Origin of the sequence: Xanthomonas sp. CFBP 8445, from assembly GCF_025666235.1 — a bacterium.
GTDB lineage: Bacteria > Pseudomonadota > Gammaproteobacteria > Xanthomonadales > Xanthomonadaceae > Xanthomonas_A > Xanthomonas_A indica.
Genome location: NZ_CP102594.1, coordinates 2,440,635 through 2,455,507 on the forward strand (window position 1 = coordinate 2,440,635; position 14,873 = coordinate 2,455,507).

A 14,873-nucleotide genomic window follows, 5' to 3' on the forward strand; every position below is an offset into this window, starting at 1 on the left:
CTCACTGCGTTGCTAAAGACCCGGGGGGGACGGCCGATACAGCAATCGTGAATCTGCCGAGAACTTCCATGTACTCACGCCTCCTGATCCGTCTGGCCGCCCCGCTCGCCCTGACGCTGCTGTTCCCCATCGCCGCCGGTTTCGATTGGCCGGCCCCGGTCCGTTGGGCCATCCTCACCACGATGACGCTGAGCTGGCTCGGTTTCGCCGGCTGGACCGCGTACAGCCAGACCCGGCGCTCGCCGGAGCAGGCCAAGGTCATGCGCGAGCAGGACCACCTGCTGACCGAGCTGCGCAGCTTCGTCGGCAACGAGATCGAGGGCTCCCGCTCCGAGATCGAACGTGCCCGCGAACTGATCCGCCAGGCGGTCAGCGGCCTGGGCGGCAGCTTCGAGGCGATGAACCGCAAGTCGCGGCAGCAAAGCGTGGCGCTGGCCCGCATCGTCGACCGCGCCGGCGAAGACGGCGGTGCCGGCGTGGACGTGGCCCGCTTCGCCCAGCATGCCAGCCAGCGCATGGAGCAGCTGGTGGAGGCGCTGGAGCAGGTCAGCGGCCAGAGCAGCACCACGGTGCACTACATCGACGACATGTCCCAGCACCTGGACGGCATCTTCGCCCTGCTGGAGGACGTCAAGTCGATCGCCGACCAGACCAACCTGCTGGCGCTGAACGCGGCGATCGAAGCGGCGCGCGCCGGTGAGGCGGGCCGCGGCTTCGCGGTGGTGGCCGACGAGGTGCGCAACCTCTCCGAGCGCTCGACCACCTTCAACGAGCAGATCCGCAAGCTGGCGCACAGCTCCAAGGACGCCATCGCCAAGGTCCGCGAGACGGTCTCGAACATGGCCTCGCGCGACATGGACCGCTCCCGCGAGGCGCGGGCCGAAGCCGCGGCGATGCTGGACAACGTGGCCGCGATCAACCACTCGCTGGGCGACGGCATGCGCGAGATCTCCGAGTGCGGCCGCGCCATCGACAGCAGCGTCGCCGAAGCGGTGCGCGCCCTGCAGTTCGAGGACATCGCGACCCAGGCCCTGGGCGGCGTGCACACCCACCTGGACCGCCTGACCGCGATCAACCGCGAGGCCGTGGCGCTGCAGGAACTGCTGCACCGCAATGGCGGCGTGTTCGATCACGAACTGATCGACGCCCTGCAGCGGGTCGGCAACCGTCTGCGCGACATGCGCACCGAGTGGGAGCGTCCGCCGCACAAGCCGGTGGCGCAGCAGAGCATGGGCGCCGGCACGGTCGAGCTGTTCTAAAGCCCGCCTTGTCGTCCTCCGTGCCATGAACCGACGAGTCCCCGGCCCCTGCCGGGGCTTGTCGTCTCTGCCCTTCCCGTCCGGCCCCGTCGATGTCGATGCCTCTCCAGTCCCTGTCCCGAGTTGCGGCCATGTCCTGCGATGAAAGCAGCAGCGCCCACGCGCCCTCGTCCGAGCCGGTGACGGACACTGGCCTCCGGCCGGTGGCCGCGCCGCGCCAACCCGGCCACGCACTGCGGCGGCTGGAGACGCTGGCCCAGGCCGAACTGCGGCAGTTGCTGATCGCGCGCGCCCCGGCACCACAGGACGCGCGCATCGCCGACCCGATCTGGGCCGGCCTGGCCTGGGACATGGGCCTGAACGGCAGCGCGGTGGCGGCCGCCGGCACGCCGGCGCCACCGGTGCACTTTCCGCTCTACGACGGCGACTGAGCGGGATCGCGGCGGCCGCGCCGGTACCGAGCGAAGCTTGCTGTGGCAGTGGGTTCAGGGCACCGCCAGAGAGGGAGCCGGTAGAGCGTGACCCGGCCTCATCTCCCTCGATTTCGTTTGGTGCAGGAGGCCGATCAATCAATGCACACTTCGCGGCCGCAGGAGCGGCTTCAGCCGCGACAGGCGGTATCGGGAATGCCCCGTCGCGGCTGAAGCCGCTCCTACGCGGGCACGGCGGAACTTGCCGACCTTGGCAAAGGCCGCGATGCGCGGCGTTTTTCAAACGTGACAAGCGAGCGACACGTGCCCGGCCGGCCGCATGCAGTCGGGACTGAAGTCCCTCCCACACCTTGCGATCAGATCCCGGCATCGGTGATGCGAGAGCGGATTCGGTGGCGAGATGCGACACATCGACCAGCACGCCATTACGCATCGCAAAAAGCCAGCGAGCACGGCATCCAGTCGCGCCGCTGGAGCCATTCCGCGATCTGGAGCGTCCGGTCGCTGCAAAGCATCACGGTGGGAGCGACTTCAGTCGCGACGCATGACGCCGTCCGGTGACATTGATGTTCCTGCAGTCGGGACTGAAGTCCCTCCCACACCTTTGGCAGATCCCGGCATCGATGCGAAGATGCATTCGGTGGCGAGATGCGATACATCGACCAGCACGCCATTACGCATCGCAAACCAGCAAGCACGGCACCCAGCGCGCCGCTGAGCCATTCCGCGATCAGGAGCGTCCGATCGCTGCAAAGCATCACGGTGGGAGCGACTTCAGTCGCGACGCATGACGCCGTCCGGTGACATTGATGTTCCTGCCGTCGGGACTGAAGTCCCTCGCACAAGCTCCTTTGCGTGTGGCGACAGCACGCTCTAACGCCGCTCCCTTCGTCGCAGCCCCGGCTGCCGCGGGAATGCCCGGTCGCGGCAGCCACAGCTCCTGCAATGTTCGGTCTCGGGTCGCGGCTGACGCCGCTTCTACGCGACGCCTACACCACCTCCCGGTCAGCTCGGATTTTCCAGCGAGAACAGATCCGCCTGCTTGTCGTAGGCGAAGTACTCGGCGTAGCGCGCCCAGCTGGTGACCGCCTGCACCGTCTCCGCCGCATAGCTCTCGGACATGTGGTCTTCCAACTCGTCGCGGAAACGGCGTGCCGGCGCGTGATGCGCCGGACGTTCGTCGAGCACGCGGCGGATGTGCGCCGCCAGCGGCACGTAGGTGGCCAGGTGCTGGGCGAACAGTTGCTTGCGCGCGTCGGTGCCCAGTTCGGCGAAGCGCTGCCCGGCCGGCGTCAGTTGCAGGTCGCCCTGCTCGAACACGGCGAAGCGCAGCAGTTGCAGGGTCTCGGCGATTGGGAACAGTTCGTCCACTTCCAGCTGCAGCCCGGCCGCCAGCGGCGGCAGGTCGGCACGGCCATGGTACGGCTCGGCCGCCACCGCTTCGATCAGGCCGGCCAGCAGGTTGCTCGAGACGCGCGGCAACACCATGGCGATGCCGCTGCCCGGGAACACGCCTTCGCGGGTCTGCGGCCGCTGCGGGCTGGCGGTCATGCGTGCATAGATGTCGTCCACCAACGCACGGAACGCCGGCGCCAGGCGGTTGCGCGGCTGCGGCAGGGTCACCTCGATCTCGCCGATCACCCGCCCGGGATTGGCGCCGAAGATGACGATGCGGTCGCACATCAGCACCGCTTCCTCGATGTTGTGGGTGACCATCAGGATCGATTCGATCGGCATGCGCCCTTCCGACCACAGGTCCAGCAGGTCGGTGCGCAGGGTCTCGGCGGTCAGCACGTCCAGCGCGGAGAACGGCTCGTCCATCAGCAGCAGCTTCGGCCGCACCACCAGCGCCCGCGCCAGGCCCACGCGCTGGCGCATGCCGCCGGACAGTTCCTTCGGGTAGGCGCCTTCGTAACCGTCCAGGCCGATCAGGTCGATCGCCGCCAGGGCGCGCCGGCGGCGCTCGTCGGCAGCCACCCCGCGCGCCTCCAGGCCCACTTCCACGTTCTGCAGCACGGTCAGCCACGGGAACAGGGCGAAGCTCTGGAACACCATGGCGATGTCGTCGGCCACCTGGCCCGGCGCGGCGTCGCGGAAGGCGATGCTGCCCGCGCTGGGCTGCAGCAGCCCGGCGATGGCGCGCAGCAGGGTCGACTTGCCCGAGCCGGAACGGCCGAGCAGGCCCACGATCTGCCCCGAGTGCAGGGTCAGGTCGACATCCTCCAGCACCACCAGCGGCGTCGCCCCGCCCTTGTCGTAGCTCTTGCGCACGCCCTGCACGCGGACCAGCGGGGCGCGTTCGGGCACGCTTGCGGAATAGCTCATGGTCGGTCTCCAGGAATCAGTCGAAACGCAGGCGGCGTTCGGCGAAGACGTACAGGCGTCGCCAGACCGCGCGGTTGAAGAGGGTCACGAACAGCGACATCACCGCCACCCCGAGCAACACCCGCGGGCCATCGCCGGCGGCCGTGGCACGGGCGATGTAGGCGCCGAGGCCGTAGGCCTGCACCTGGGTGTGGCCCCAGCTGGCCAGTTCGGCGACGATGCTGGCGTTCCAGGAACCGCCCGACGCGGTCAGCGCGCCGGTGATGTAGTACGGGAAGATGCCGGGCAGGATCACCCGCCGCCACCAGGTCCACGAGCGCAGGTGGTAGATGGTGGCGGCCTCGCGCAGGTCGGTGGGGAACGCGCTGGCGCCGGCGATCACGTTGAACAGGATGTACCACTGGGTGCCGAGGATCATCAGCGGCGACAGCCAGATGTTGGGATCGGCGCCGGTGCTGACGATGGCCAGCACCGCGAACGGGAACAGCACGTTGGCGGGGAACGCGGCCAGGAACTGCGCCAGCGGCTGCACCCGCTGCGCCACCTTCGGGCGCAGCCCGATCCACACCCCGATCGGCACCCACACCACGCTGGCCAGGGCGATCAGCACCACCACGCGCAACAGCGTAGCCAGACCGCCGCCGAAGGCCTCGGCCAGGTCGTGCAGGCCCAGGTGGCGACGGCCATAGTCGTAGGCGAACCAGGCCGCGGCCGCGCCGGCCAGCGCCAGCGCCGCGCTCCACAACCGATCGCCCCACACGCCACTGCGGCCGGGTTCGCGCGTCGTCGCCACGGGCTGCGGCTGGTGCCGCGGCGCCCAGCGAACCAGCATGGCGCGCTGCCAGACCCAGGCCAGCGGCGCGACCAGCCGCTTGGCCAGGCGCGTGCGCCGCAACAGGTCGTACAGCCACGACTGCGGCTTGTCCTGCGAGGCGGTGAGTTCGGCGCGGAACTTGTCCGACCAGGCCACGATCGGGCGGAACAGCAGCTGGTCGTACAGCGCGATCAGCACCGCCATCGCCACCACCGCCCAGCCGACCGCGGCGAAGTTGCGCTGGGCGATCGCCAGCGCCAGGTACGAGCCGATGCCGGGCAGTTCCAGGGTGTGGTCGCCGACGCTGATCGCCTCGGAGGCGACCACGAAGAACCAGCCGCCGGACATGGACATCATCATGTTCCAGATCAGCGAGGGCGTCGCGTACGGCGCCTCCAGCCGCCAGAAGCGTTGCCAGGCGCTGAGCCCGAAACCGCGCGACACCTCGTCCAGGTCGCGCGGCACGTTGCGCAGCGACTGGTAGAACGAGAACGCCATGTTCCAGGCCTGGCTGGTGAAGATGGCGAAGATCGAGGCCAGTTCGGCGCCGATCTGGCGGCCGGGGAACAGGCCCAGGAAGAAGGTCACGGTGAAGGTGAGGAAGCCCAGCACCGGCACCGACTGCAGGATGTCCAGTGCCGGCACGATCACCCGCTCGGCGCGCCGGCTCTTGGCGGCCAGGGTCGCCACCACGAAGGTGAACACCAGCGAGGCGGCCATCGCCGCGAACATGCGCAAGGTGGTGCGCAGGCCGTACTCGGGCAACTGCCACAGATCCAGCGACACCGCGGCGGTGCCGGCTGGCGGCAGCGGCGCGCGCATGTCCGATGCGCCGTGCAGCAGCAGCGCGCCCAGGCCCAGCAGCAGCGCGAACACCGCAAGATCGTGCAGGTTGGGCAGCACGCCGGGACGTGCGGCGAGCTGTCCGGGCGCGGAGCGGTCGCGGGCGAATGGCAGCATGGGAAGATCCGGCAGGAGCGGCAGGCGGCGCCGCAGATAAAAGGACGCTGGCGCGGGTCGCGACGCGGACCGCCCAGTGTGACCGGGGAAGATGTACGCCGTGCGTCAGCCGCTGCCGGCCGCGCGGGCATGCACCGACGGGATGGCGTACGCACGTCGTCGCCGCGCCACGCAAGCGCACAGCGGCGAACGAATCAGGGACGATGGCGATGGCAGGCGCATGGGCGGCTCCGACGATGGGAACGCCAGGGGCTACGCTCGGAGTCCTCGCGGATCGGGCTTGCGCATTCTCGGAATCAAGGCCAGCCGCGAGAGGCTGGCGAACGATCCCGTCCTGAGCGGACGGGACCCATCTGGGACGACCCAGACCGTGGCGGTCCTGTCAGCTCTGTCGCTGCAGCGTCGGTCTAGGATGACTGTCCAAGGAAGGTGGCCTCTGGCCGGGAAACGATGGGCGCGCGCAGTATAGCCAGCTGCTGCGGCGCCGCAAGTCCGCGCGGCGCACGCGGCGCCGCGCGTTCACTGCGCAGCCAGCACCAGCCGCGGATGCGTCGCCGGCGCCACCTGGTTGCGCGCGCGCAACCAGGCCGCCAGCTCGCGCGGCGGCAACGGCCGCGAGTGCAGATAGCCCTGGATCTCGTCGCAGCCCTGCTCGCGCAACAAGGCTTCTTCCTGCACCGTCTCCACCCCCTCGGCCACCACCTGCATGCCCAGCGCGTGGCCGAGTTGCACGATCGCCTGGGTGACCTTGGCGGTGCCGCTGTCGTGCAACATGTCCTGCACGAAGCTGCGGTCGATCTTCAGCCGCTGCACCGGGAAGCGGTTGAGGTAATGCAGGTTGGAGAAGCCGGTACCGAAATCGTCCACCGCCAGCAGCACGCCTTCCTGCTCGAACAGCTCGAAGCAGCGGCGCAGCGACTCGCTGTCGCGGATCAGCGCCGACTCGGTCAGCTCCAGTTCCAGCCGCTTCGGCGACCAGCCATTGCGCTGGCACAGTTCAATCACCCGCTCGGCAAAGCCGCGGTCGCGCAACTGCATTGCCGAGACGTTCACCGAGACGCGGTCGAAGCTCAGCCCCGCCGCATCCCAGGCCGCGGCCTGGCGGCAGGCCTCGCCGATCACCCAATCGCCCAGGCGCACGATCTCGCCGCATTCCTCGGCGATCGGGATGAACTCGGCCGGGTTGCAGTGGCCGTGGCCGGGGCGATGCCAGCGCAGCAGCGCTTCCACCGCCGGCGCCCGCTCGCCCGCCGCATGCACCAGCGGCTGGTACACCAGCGAGAACTCCTCGCGGTCCAGCGCGCCGTGCAGGGCGTGCTCGATCTCCAGGCGCCGCTGCGCGCGCAGCAGCACGTCCTGGCTGTAGTAGTGGCAGGTGTTGCGCCCGGATTCCTTGGCCGCGTACATCGCCGCGTCGGCCGCGCGCAGCAGGCCATCGAAGTCCTGGCGGCCGTCCTCCATCAGCGCGATGCCGATGCTGGCGCCGATCTTGATCACGTTCTCGCCGCTGTGCAGCGGCTCGGCCAGCGCCGCGATCAGCTTGCGCGCCACGTGTCCGGCGTCGCCGGGCTCGGCCAGGTCGCGCAGCACCACCACGAACTCGTCGCCGCTGAAGCGGCCGAACAGGTCGCTGGTGCGCAGTTGCTGGTGCATGCGGGTGGCCGCCAGCTTCAGCAAGGCGTCGCCGGTGGCGTGGCCGAAGGAATCGTTGATGCTCTTGAAGCCGTCCAGGTCGACGAACAGCATCGCCAGCGTGGTGCCGCGCTCCACCGCATCGTGCATCGCCTTCTCGGCCTGCTCGCGCAGCAGTTGCCGGTTCGGCAGGCCGGTCAGCAGGTCGTAGTGGGCCAGCAACTCGATGCGCTCGCTGGCCTCGCGCTCGCGGGTGATGTCGCGGAACAGCACCACGAAGCGCGGCGGCAGGCCGTCGCGCTCGTCCAGTTCGATCAGTACCTGCACCCAGATGCGCTGCCCGGACGGGCGGTGGAAGCACAGGTCCAACTGCTCCGGCAGGCCGCCCTCGGCGATGCGCACCAGCGCCGACTCGAACGCATCGCGCGAGTCCTGGGTGTACAGCGCCAGCGCGTGGTCCAGGTCGATGGCCTCCTTGCGCAGGCCATGGATGCGGTAGCACTCCTCGGTCCATTGCATGCGCCGGGTACCGACCTCGATCTCGCAGCCACCGATCTTGCCCAGCGCCGAAACGCGGTTGAGCAGTTCGGTGCGCCAGCGGATCAGCGCGTCGGTCTGGCGCTGCTCGGTGATGTTCTGCACCTGGCCGAGCACGCGCTGGATGCGGCCATCGGCCTCCACCTGCGGCTGCGCCCACACCCGCAGGTGCAGCGGCGACTCGCTGCCACGCACCAGCTCGACCTCGAAATTGGCCGGCTTGGCCTCGCGCGCCATGCGCCGCCAGATCGAGACCAGCTGCGCCCGCGAATCGCGGCTGAGCAGGCGCAGCCAGCCACGGCTGCTCGGCGCCCGTTGTTCGTCCAGGCCGGTGACGCGCAGGAACTCGCGCGAGCACCATACCCGGTCGCCCAGCGGGTCCCAGGACCAGCTGCCCATGCGGGTCATGCGCTGCGCCTCGCGCAGCAGGGTCTGCTGGTCGCGCAGGCGCTGCTCGAGCAGCTTCTGCTCGTGGATGTCGGTGTGCGTGCCGATCATGCGCAGCGGGCTGCCGTCGGCGGTGCGCGCGACGATGCGGCCGCGGTCCAGGATCCAGTGCCACTGCCCGTCCTGCCGGCGCAGGCGGAACTCGCACATGTAGGTTTCGGTGCGGCCCTCGAAATGCGTGCGGATCGCCTGGCGCAGGCGCTCCTGGTCGTCGCCGTGGACCAGCGGCAGCAGCGCGTTCAGGCCGTCGGCCGGGGCGTCGCCGGCATAGCCGAGCATGCGTTTCCAGCGCTCGGAGCGGAAAATGGTGTCGCTGGGGATGTCCCAGTCCCACAGGCCGTGCTCGGCGCTGTCCAGGGCGATCTCCCAGCGGGTGGCGCCGTCGCTGCCGACCGGTTCGGGCACGCTGAGGGTGTAGGCCAGCAGGCCGCCGCTGTCGTCACGGACCGCGCGCAGCCAGCCGTCCAGGCGTCGCCCGGCGGTGCCCGGCAGCGCGCAGGCCAGCATGGTCTCGCCGCCGAGCAGGCGCTCGCGGGCCGCACGCAACAGCTCGGCGTACGCCTCCACGGTGCGCGGCAACTCCAGTGCCTGCGCTGCCCGGTTCGCCGCCAGCGGCCTGCCATCGGCGTCCAGCAGGACGAGCGCCGAGGTGAGCGGGTGCTGCAGCAAGCTTGCGATGACGCCTTGATCCACGCCGAGATACTCCGTTTCGCCGCCCTGAAGGCCAGCGGTCGAAGGTGATAACGGCACCCGGTGGCATTAATTGAGCGCCCGCGCCGCCCGGCGATGGGCCGCGGCGGCCATCAGCGGCTAAGATGTCCGCCGGACACGGACCACCGCAGCAGGCTGCCGGGGCATGCAACCACAACGCGACAGTTCCCTGCCCATCCAGGCGACCTCCGGCATGCGCCTGGCGCAACGCCTGGATCGCGGCATCTGGCGCGCGGTGCTGCTGTACGTCCTGCTGGGACTGGCGCTGTCGATCGGCAGCGACCTGGTTCTGGCGCATTTCGTAGACGATCCCGGCACGTTGATCGCCTTGCAATTGGTCAACGACGCCCTGTTCCTGGCGTTGACCGCGGTCGCCCTGTATTACCTGCTGCGCCCGCTGGTGCGCGCCGCGGTGCAGGCGCACACCCGGCTGGCGCTGTCGGAGGCCGGCTACCGGCAAATGTTCCATGCTAATCCCAGCCCGATGCTGGTCTACGACCTGGAAACCCTGCGCATCCTCGATGTGAACCCCGCCGCGGTCGCCTTCTTCGGCTGGTCGCACGACGAATTCGTCGGACTGGAACTGTCCCGGCTGTGGCCGCCCAGCGTCAGCGCCCGCCTGGCCGAGGTGATCGAGACGATCCGGCAGACCCCGTCCAAGACCTGCGTGGTGGCCGAGCCGTTGCGCCTGCGCGACGACAGCCAATGCATGGCCGAGGCGCGCAGCACCAGCCTGGACTACCACGGCCGGCAGGCGCGGCTGGTGGTGATCAGCGACCGCAGCGCCGAGTACGACGCGCAGCGCCGCCGCGACCAGGCCCTGCGGCATCTGCAGGAGGCGCAGTCGATCGCGCGGCTGGGCTCCTGGCAGCTCGACCGGGCCAGCGGCCTGGGCAGCTATTCCGAGCAGGTCTACCGGATGCTCGGCCGGCGCGTCCCGGACCAGCCGCGCCAACACCGCCTGGAAGAGCTGCTGGTACCGCCCGACGTGCCGTCGCAGGCGCGCATCCAGCGGGTGATCGAGGACCTGTGCGGCAGCGCGCCGCTGCAACTGGACATGCTGCTGCCGGTGCTGGCCGCCGACGGCCAGGCGCGCATGCTGCACCTGCGCGCCGAATCGGTCGCCGACGACGCGGGCGGCGCCAGCGTGCACGGCACCCTGCAGGACGTGACCGAGCACGAGCGCTCGCGGCGCCTGCTGCACGAGCGCGAGGAGCAGTTCCGCGAGTTGGTGCGGGTGCTGCCCGACGGTGTGGCGATCCTGCACCAGGAACACGTGCTGTACGCCAACGCCGCCTGCGCCGGGCAGTTCGGCTTCGAGGGCGAGAACCTGCTCGGCGAGCCGCTGCAGGGCCTGGTCGACAGCGCCGACCTGGCGTTGGTGCGGCAGCGGATGGGCGCGGCCGGCGCCAAGGGCGAGCGCGGCGCCACCGCGCGCATGTGCCGCCGCGACGGTTCGCTGTTCCACGCCGGGCTGTCGTTCGGCAACGTCCGCTACAGCGGGCGCGACTGCAAGCTGCTGATCGTGCGCGACCTCAGCGAACCGGAACGCATGCGCGATGCGCTGGCGCAGAGCAACCGCGAACTGCAGGCGATGGCGCGGCGCTTGTTCTCGCTGCAGGAAGACGAGCGCCGCGCGATCTCGCGCGACCTGCACGACGACATCGGCCAGGCGATCACCGCGATGAAGCTGTCCGCGCATGCGGCGCTGGACGAGACCGACGCCGAGCGCCGCCGCGAGGACCTGAGCGAGATCGTGAATCTGGCCGACAGCAGCATCACCAAGCTGCGTAACCTCTCCACCCTGCTGCGGCCGCCGCAACTGGACGCGCTCGGCCTGGAAGCGGCGCTGCGCTGGCAGGCCGGCATGCTGTTCCGCGCCTCGCCGGTGCGCCTGCAACTGGACATCGCGCCCCTGCCCGAGCGGCCCAGCGGCGAGGTCGAACAGGCCTGTTTCCGCATCGCCCAGGAGAGCCTGACCAACGTGCTGCGCCATGCCAGCGCCGGCGAGGTGCGGATGACCCTGGGCGACGAGGAACGCCAGCGCCTACGCCTGGAAGTGGTCGACGATGGCGACGGCTTCGATCCGGCCGGGCCGCGCGGCTTGGGCCTGATCGTGATGCGCGAGCGCGCGCAGAGCGCCGGCGGTACCCTGCAGATCGACACCGCGCCCGGCGCCGGCACCCGGGTGACGCTGTGCCTGCCCTACACCACCGCGGCACCGCCGTCGCCCCCGCCTGGAGCCTGAGCCGATGTGGAATCCCGCCAGCGCCGTACCCGTGGACGACGAATTGCCGTCGCGCCTGGGTGCGGGTCACCCCGCCCTGACCGGCATGATCGCCGAGGCCTTGGCCGGCGGGCCGGGGGTGATGCTGCTGCACATCGACATCGACCACTTCGCCTCGATCAACGAGAACATGAGTCCGGAGGTCGGCGACCAGGCGCTGGCGCTGCTCGCGCACCGGCTGCAGGCGCACCTGCGCGGCCGCGGCCTGCTGTGGCGCCACGGCAGCGACGAACTGGTGATGGCGGTGCCGCGCACCGCCGACGTGCCGCCGCCGGAAGCCTTCGCCGAGGAGATCCGGCAACAGATCGAGCTGCCGCTGTCGGTGCTGCCGTACACCCTGTTCATGACCGGCAAGATCGGCGTGAGCCTGTGCCCCGAGCATTCCACGCGGCTGTCGACCCTGCTCGACTTCGCCGAGGACGCGGTCTACCAGGCCGCGCGCGAAGGCGGCAACCTGGTGCGCCTGTACGCCGCCGACGGCCCGCCGAGCGCGCACAGCGAGAGCATCATCTCGCGGCAGATCGTCGACGCCATTCCCAACGGCGAACTGCGCCTGCGCTACCAGCCGATGGTCAGCGCCCGCGACGGCCGCGTGGTCGGCATGGAATCGCTGCTGCGCTGGCAGTCGCCGACCCTGGGCATCCTGGTGCCGGAGCGCTTCATGCGCACCGCCGAGCGCCTGGGCGTGATCGTGCAGATCGGCACCTGGGTGATGGAAGGCGCGCTGCGCCAGGCGCGGCTATGGCGCGACCAGGGCTTCGACGACTTCACCATCGCGGTCAACGTCTCCACCCTGCAGCTGCTGCGCCCGACCTTCTTCAACGAAGTGATGTCGGCGCTGCAGGTGGCCGGGGTGCCGCCGCAGATGGTGGTGCTGGAGATCAACGAGAGCGCGCTGACCAACAACGTCAACTTCGTCCACGAGACCCTGGCCAACCTGTGCCGCGAAGGCATCAGCCTGAGCCTGGACAACTTCGGTACCGGCGATTCCAGCCTCAGCGCGCTGGTGCGCTACCCGGTGGACAAGCTCAAGATCGATCGCAGCTTCATCAAGAGCGCGCCGGCCGGCAACCGCGAGGCGGCGATCGCGCGTGCGATCATCGCCATGGGCCACCAGCTGGGCATGGTGGTGATCGCCAACGGCGTCGAATCGCAGGCGCAACTGGGCTTCCTGCGCCGCAACGACTGCGACATCTTCCAGGGCTACCTGTTCGGCGAACCGATGTCGGCCGAAGCCGCCGGCATGGCCCTGCGCCGGCGCTACCTGCGCCCGGAATCGTTCACCGAGACCCGCCCGGACCGCACCCTGCTGCTGCTCGACGACGAGGAGAACGTGCTGCGCTCGCTGGTGCGCCTGTTCCGCCGCGACGGCTACCGCATCCTCGCCGCCGGCAACGTCCGCGACGCCTTCGACCTGCTCGCCACCAACGACGTGCAGGTGATCCTGTCCGACCAGCGCATGTCCGACATGAGCGGCACCGAGTTCCTGGGCCGGGTGAAGATGCTCTACCCCGACACCATCCGCCTGGTCCTGTCCGGCTACACCGACCTGGCCACCGTCACCGACGCGATCAACCGGGGCGCGATCTACCGCTTCCTGACCAAGCCCTGGAACGACGACGAACTCCGCGAACACATCCGCCAGGCCTTCCGCACGCACGACGAACAGCGCCGGGATGCGGGGCCCTGAGAAGCCGGGATTGGGCATTGGGGATTAGGGATTGGCAAAAGCGGCTTGGCGTCTTCTGCTCCCATCCGTGCATGAAAATGAAACGCCGACACCGCGCCTTCACGAATCCCCAATCCCAATCCCGAATCCCCGCCCTATTTCGGCTGCCTCACCGGAATCACGATCCGGAACGTGGAGCCTTCGCCCACGGTGCTGCTGACGTCGATGCGGCCGTGGTGCTTGTTGATGATGCCGTAGGAAATCGACAGGCCCAGGCCGGTGCCGCTGCCGACCGGCTTGGTGGTGAAGAACGGGTCGAAGATGCGCTGCAGCAGGTCCGCAGGAATGCCGGCGCCGGAGTCCTTGAACTCGATCCACACCTCTTCGCCGTCCTGGCCGGTGCTGACCACGATGGTGCCGCGCTCGCCGATCGCCTGGCCGGCGTTGAGCAGCAGGTTCATGTACACCTGGTTGAGCTCGGACGGCAGGCACTCCACCAGCGGCAGGTTGCCGTAGTGGCGCTCCAGGGTGACCTTGTACTTGAGCTCGTTCCAGATGATGTTGATCGTGGATTCCAGGCCCGAGTGCAGGTCCACCAGCTTCCACGACTCCTCACGGCCGGAATACGAGAAGTCCTTGAGGTCGCGGACGATGCGGGTGACCCGCTCGATGCCTTCGCGCGACTCGGCCATCAGTTGCGGCAGGTCGCGGCTGATGAAGTCGATGTCGAAGCGGTTGCGGATGTCGTCGATCTCCGGGATCAGCGCCTTCGGGTCGGGCGCGCGCAGGGCGCGCTCGTAGGCCTCGATCAGGGTGAACAGGCTGCGCAGGTATTCCTGCAGGCTGCCCAGGTTGGAGTGGACGTAGCCGATCGGGTTGTTGATCTCGTGGGCGACGCCGGCGGCGAGCTGGCCGATCGAGGCCATCTTCTCCGACTGCAGCAGTTTTTCCTGGGCGCCGTTGAGGCGCAGATAGGCCTGACGCAGTTCGGCGTGGCGCTGCTGCAGTTCCTGTTCGTAGTCCTGCTGGCCTTCGATGCCCTGGATCAGCATCAGGTAATGGCCGCCGCTCGCGTCGGCATGGAAGTACAGATGCGCCAGCACCACGTGCTGCTCGGTCGGCAGGCTGCCGCTCCAGCGGCCGCTGCTGCGCGCCTGCGACAACGCATCGCTGGGCAGCCACTGCGCCAGGTGCGCAGCCAGGCCGCCGGCGTCGGCGCCGGAAAGATGGCGGCGCGCGGCGCTGTTGGCCAGCAGCAGCTGGCCGTCGGCGCGGAACAGCACCACGCCTTCGTACAACAGTTCGCTCAGGGCGAGCAGTTGCTCGCGCGCAGGCAGGACAAGCGGTTCGGTGGGATTGATTTCGGCGAAATTCACGACAGGCCGCGGGCGATCGATGGATGCCCAATATACGCCGTTGCCGCCGGCGGATGCGCGCCCCGCACAGGGACGCGCTGCGGCTTACGCGATCGCCAGGGGACGCTGGGCGAGCGGCGTGCTGGACTGGCCGTTGGCGTCGTAGGACGACGCGCTCTCGCTGCGGCCGAGGTGGCGCAGCGCCCAATTGACCTCGCGCCTGCGCCGCGACAGCAGCGCGCCGTTGGCGCGGTTGGCGTCGGCCAGTTCGCGCAGGCGCAGTTCGGCCTCGGCGCCGGCGGGCACGTCGGCCTCCAGTGCGCGCAGGGCCGCCAGCTTGGCGCTGGTCGCCTGCATGAGGCCTTCCACGTTGTGATCCAACAACGCCTGGCGCTCGCCGGCGAGCGCGTCGCTGAGCTGCTGCAGGGGGTTGGTCACGGACATGT

At 69.6% G+C, this 14,873-nt stretch carries 9 protein-coding genes; 4 read left to right on the forward strand and 5 right to left on the reverse strand.

What is annotated here, in order from left to right; all coding sequences use genetic code 11:
* Nucleotides 1-68 precede the first annotated feature (68 nt).
* Together NUG21_RS10410 and NUG21_RS10415 are read left to right on the forward strand one after the other, a co-directional pair.
* Nucleotides 69-1,259 carry a methyl-accepting chemotaxis protein gene (locus NUG21_RS10410; protein ID WP_160947203.1) on the forward strand — a complete coding sequence of 397 codons (1,191 nt, stop codon included), beginning with the start codon at nucleotides 69-71 and terminating at the stop codon, nucleotides 1,257-1,259.
* A 131-nt stretch (nucleotides 1,260-1,390) separates the two neighbouring features.
* Complete coding sequence (locus NUG21_RS10415) at nucleotides 1,391-1,690, forward strand: hypothetical protein (RefSeq protein WP_263390827.1); 300 nt, start codon at nucleotides 1,391-1,393, stop codon at nucleotides 1,688-1,690.
* Between the two features lie 1,005 nt (nucleotides 1,691-2,695).
* Here the strand turns inward: NUG21_RS10415 and NUG21_RS10420 are convergent.
* From NUG21_RS10420 to NUG21_RS10430, 3 genes are all read right to left on the reverse strand, one after another.
* Nucleotides 2,696-4,015, reverse strand: a complete 1,320-nt coding sequence (locus NUG21_RS10420; RefSeq protein ID WP_160947201.1) for an ABC transporter ATP-binding protein — start codon at nucleotides 4,013-4,015, stop codon at nucleotides 2,696-2,698.
* A gap of 16 nt (nucleotides 4,016-4,031) precedes the next feature.
* A complete protein-coding gene (locus NUG21_RS10425; protein ID WP_263390828.1) occupies nucleotides 4,032-5,789 on the reverse strand; it encodes an ABC transporter permease in 1,758 nt (585 codons plus the stop codon).
* A gap of 519 nt (nucleotides 5,790-6,308) precedes the next feature.
* Complete coding sequence (locus tag NUG21_RS10430) at nucleotides 6,309-9,098, reverse strand: sensor domain-containing protein (RefSeq protein ID WP_263390829.1); 2,790 nt, start codon at nucleotides 9,096-9,098, stop codon at nucleotides 6,309-6,311.
* A gap of 163 nt (nucleotides 9,099-9,261) precedes the next feature.
* Here NUG21_RS10430 and NUG21_RS10435 point away from each other — a divergent pair, with 163 nt between their 5' ends.
* A complete protein-coding gene (locus NUG21_RS10435) occupies nucleotides 9,262-11,364 on the forward strand; it encodes a PAS domain-containing sensor histidine kinase (RefSeq protein ID WP_237473153.1) in 2,103 nt (700 codons plus the stop codon).
* Between the two features lie 4 nt (nucleotides 11,365-11,368).
* On the forward strand, nucleotides 11,369-13,093 hold the full coding sequence (locus NUG21_RS10440; RefSeq protein WP_160947198.1) for an EAL domain-containing protein: 1,725 nt from the start codon (nucleotides 11,369-11,371) through the stop codon (nucleotides 13,091-13,093).
* Between the two features lie 134 nt (nucleotides 13,094-13,227).
* Here NUG21_RS10440 and NUG21_RS10445 read toward each other — a convergent pair whose 3' ends face one another.
* Complete coding sequence (locus NUG21_RS10445; protein ID WP_160947197.1) at nucleotides 13,228-14,448, reverse strand: ATP-binding protein; 1,221 nt, start codon at nucleotides 14,446-14,448, stop codon at nucleotides 13,228-13,230.
* 84 nt (nucleotides 14,449-14,532) lie between these two features.
* Entirely contained in the window at nucleotides 14,533-14,871 is a 339-nt protein-coding gene (locus tag NUG21_RS10450) for a flagellar protein FlgN (protein ID WP_209231584.1), read from the reverse strand.
* Nucleotides 14,872-14,873 lie beyond the last annotated feature (2 nt).